A 2,953-nucleotide genomic window follows, 5' to 3' on the forward strand; every position below is an offset into this window, starting at 1 on the left:
ACGAGCAACTTGTCGGCGGCTCTTTCAAAAGCAGGGTACAAGGTTATGCAATTTGGATGCGATCCTAAATCAGACAGTACCAATACGCTTCGCGGCGGAACTTATATCCCAACCGTGCTTGATACGCTCAGAGAAAAAGGTTCGGTAAACGCGCATGATGTTATACATCAGGGTTTTAACGGAATTTACTGTGTCGAGGCGGGCGGTCCTGCTCCGGGTGTCGGTTGCGCGGGGCGCGGTATTATCTCCGCCGTCGAATTATTTAAACAGCAAAAAATATTTGACGAGCTTGATCTTGATTTTGTAATTTATGATGTTCTTGGCGACGTTGTATGCGGCGGTTTTGCAGTGCCTATCCGCGAAGGTATCGCACAACATGTTTTTACTGTATCAAGCGGCGACTTTATGTCGATCTATGCAAGTAACAATTTGTTTAAGGGTATTAAAAAATACTCTAACTCAGGCGGCGCTCTTTTGGGCGGGATTATTGCAAACTCAATTTCTCAAGGTTATTCGCGCGATATTATCGACGACTTTTCCGCCAGAACAAAAACGCAGATTATTCAGTATGTCCCGCGTTCAATTACTGTTACACAATCCGAGTTAAGAGGCAAAACGACAATAGAAGCCGCTCCTGACAGCGATCAGGCAAAAGTGTATACGCAACTTGCTGAGCGTATTGCCGCGCATGAAGAAAGCAAAACTCCCTCGCCGCTGGAATTAGATGAGTTGCGTACTTGGGCGGCAACTTGGAGCGATAAACTGCTTGCGTTGGAAACAGGCGTTGTAGTTGGCGGCGAAAAAGCTGGTATATAAGGAATAAAATGAAGATAGCTCTTGCTTCAAGCGACGGGAAATTTGTCTCAAAACATTTTGGTAATACTCCTTCTTTTGTAATTGCCGAAGCGGACGATAAAAAATGGACATATATCGAAAAAAGAGACAACTCCCCTGCTTGCGGCAAAGACGGACACAGTCAAGAGCGATTTAATGAAAGCGCAAAATTAATCGGCGATTGCGGTGTGGTTATATGCTCCCGCATCGGTAACTTTGCGCAAAATGGTCTTAAGGCGTTGAATATTCAGCCGATTGAAAAACCCGGCTTTATAGAAGATATATTAAATGAGTATGTTCGCAACTTTGCAAGTAATGCGCCGAAAAAAGCAAAAAATTCCCACCCCTGTTTTGATCGCGCCGCTCACGGAAAATATGGGCGTATTCATTTGCCTGTTAGCGCAAAATGCAATATCAAGTGCCGCTTTTGCGAGCGTAATATCAATTCGGACGAAATGTGTCCGGGCGCGGCGGCGCAAATAATTACTCCTGAACAAGCGGTAGAAACTCTTGCAGACGCATTGAAGCTCTGCCCGGAATTGACAGTCGCGGGCATTGCAGGTCCAGGAGACGCGCTTGCGGATAATTCCGCGATTGAAACTTTCCGTCTTGTGAATAAACATTTTCCGCAGTTGTCAAAATGCCTTTCAACTAACGGCTTGGGCTTGCCTGAAAAAGTACAAGAATTATCAAAACTTGGGCTGAAACATTTAACGGTTACTGTTAACGCCGTCGATCCTAAAATAGGCGAAAAAATTATTTCTCATATTATTTTTAACGGCGAAAAAATAGGCGGACAAAAAGCGGCGGCGACTTTGCTTTTCCGTCAGCTTGAGGGAATACGCGAGGCGTTCAGTCTTGGCATGGAGATAAAAGTAAACACTGTTTTAATACCCGGCATTAATAGCGAGCATATCGGAGAAATAGCAAAAACAATTTCCGCTCTCGGCGTTAAATATCACAATATAATGCCGCTTATTCCGCGTGGCGAATTTGCGGACGTTTCCGCCCCCGATTGCGCCGCTCTTGAAAACGCCAGAAAAACAGCTGGCTCTTTTTTGTCTGTTTTTCGCAACTGCACCCACTGCCGCGCCGACGCCTGCGGTATTCCCGGAGTGAATGACGTTTCACACAAATTGTACGAAAGAGCGGGTAACTTTCGATGTAACAATAATTGCGGGTAAAGGAGAATAGCAATATGCCGTTACTTAAAAAATTTTTGCCGTTATTAAGCGCGCTTGCCGCCTTACTGGTACATTTACTGGTTTCCAATAGCCCGAAATTTTTTGATAAACCTCTACCCTACCTTACTTTTATTTTATCCGCGGCAAGTATCGCGTTTTTTATCTGTATCGCGGTATCTTTTTTTAAAAAAGATTTTAGCGAAAAATATACTCATATCGCGCCTTTTTACGCGGCGGCTCTGCTCGCTATTAATATTTACAATATAGTCACATTAAAATTAATGCTTATTCCTCCTATTTATTTTCCCTGCATTGACAAAATACTGAATGTTTTTGTAAAAGAACATAAATTTTTATTAAAATGCCTCGCACATTCAGCGCGGCTTTTATTCATGGGTTTCGGCGCAGGGCTTATTTGCGGATTGACAACAGGCATATTGGCTGGTTGGAGCAAACGCTGGAATTATTGGATAACCCCTCTTATCAAGATTATCGGTCCTATTCCTTCAACCGCATGGATACCTATAGCCCTTGTCTGTTTTCCAACTTCAAGACAGGCAAGCGTTTTTCTGATTGCGTTAGCGGTATGGTTTCCAACTACAATTTTGACAAGCTCAGGCATATCAAATGTAAAGAACGCTTATTTTGAAGTCGCCAGTACGCTTGGAGCTAACACGTTTCAAAAAATATTTAAGATAGCTTTGCCGGACGCGATGCCGAGCATATTTATCGGCGTTTTTAACGGCACATGCGCGTCATTCCTAACGCTTATGACCGCCGAAATGCTTGGCGTGAAATTCGGAATTGGCTGGTATATAAATTGGCAGCGCGAAGTTTTAGCGTACGCGAATGTATACGCGGGTCTTATTACCATTGCGGTAACTTTTTCTTTAATCATAACCGCGCTGTTTAAACTCCGCGACAGATTATTGGGC

The 2,953-nt window shown here is 43.7% G+C and carries 3 protein-coding genes; all 3 read left to right on the plus strand.

Annotated elements, in window-relative coordinates; all coding sequences use genetic code 11:
- Positions 1–816, plus strand: an 816-nt coding sequence (locus ACYVTD_RS11180) for a nitrogenase iron protein (protein ID WP_461247850.1), incomplete at its 5' end; no start/stop codon positions are given.
- A gap of 8 nt (positions 817–824) precedes the next feature.
- Entirely contained in the window at positions 825–2,018 is a 1,194-nt protein-coding gene (locus tag ACYVTD_RS11185; RefSeq protein WP_461247851.1) for a NifB/NifX family molybdenum-iron cluster-binding protein, read from the plus strand.
- A gap of 14 nt (positions 2,019–2,032) precedes the next feature.
- Positions 2,033–2,953, plus strand: a 921-nt coding sequence (locus ACYVTD_RS11190; protein ID WP_461247852.1) for an ABC transporter permease, incomplete at its 3' end; no start/stop codon positions are given.

This window comes from Treponema sp. R6D11, assembly GCF_054786075.1.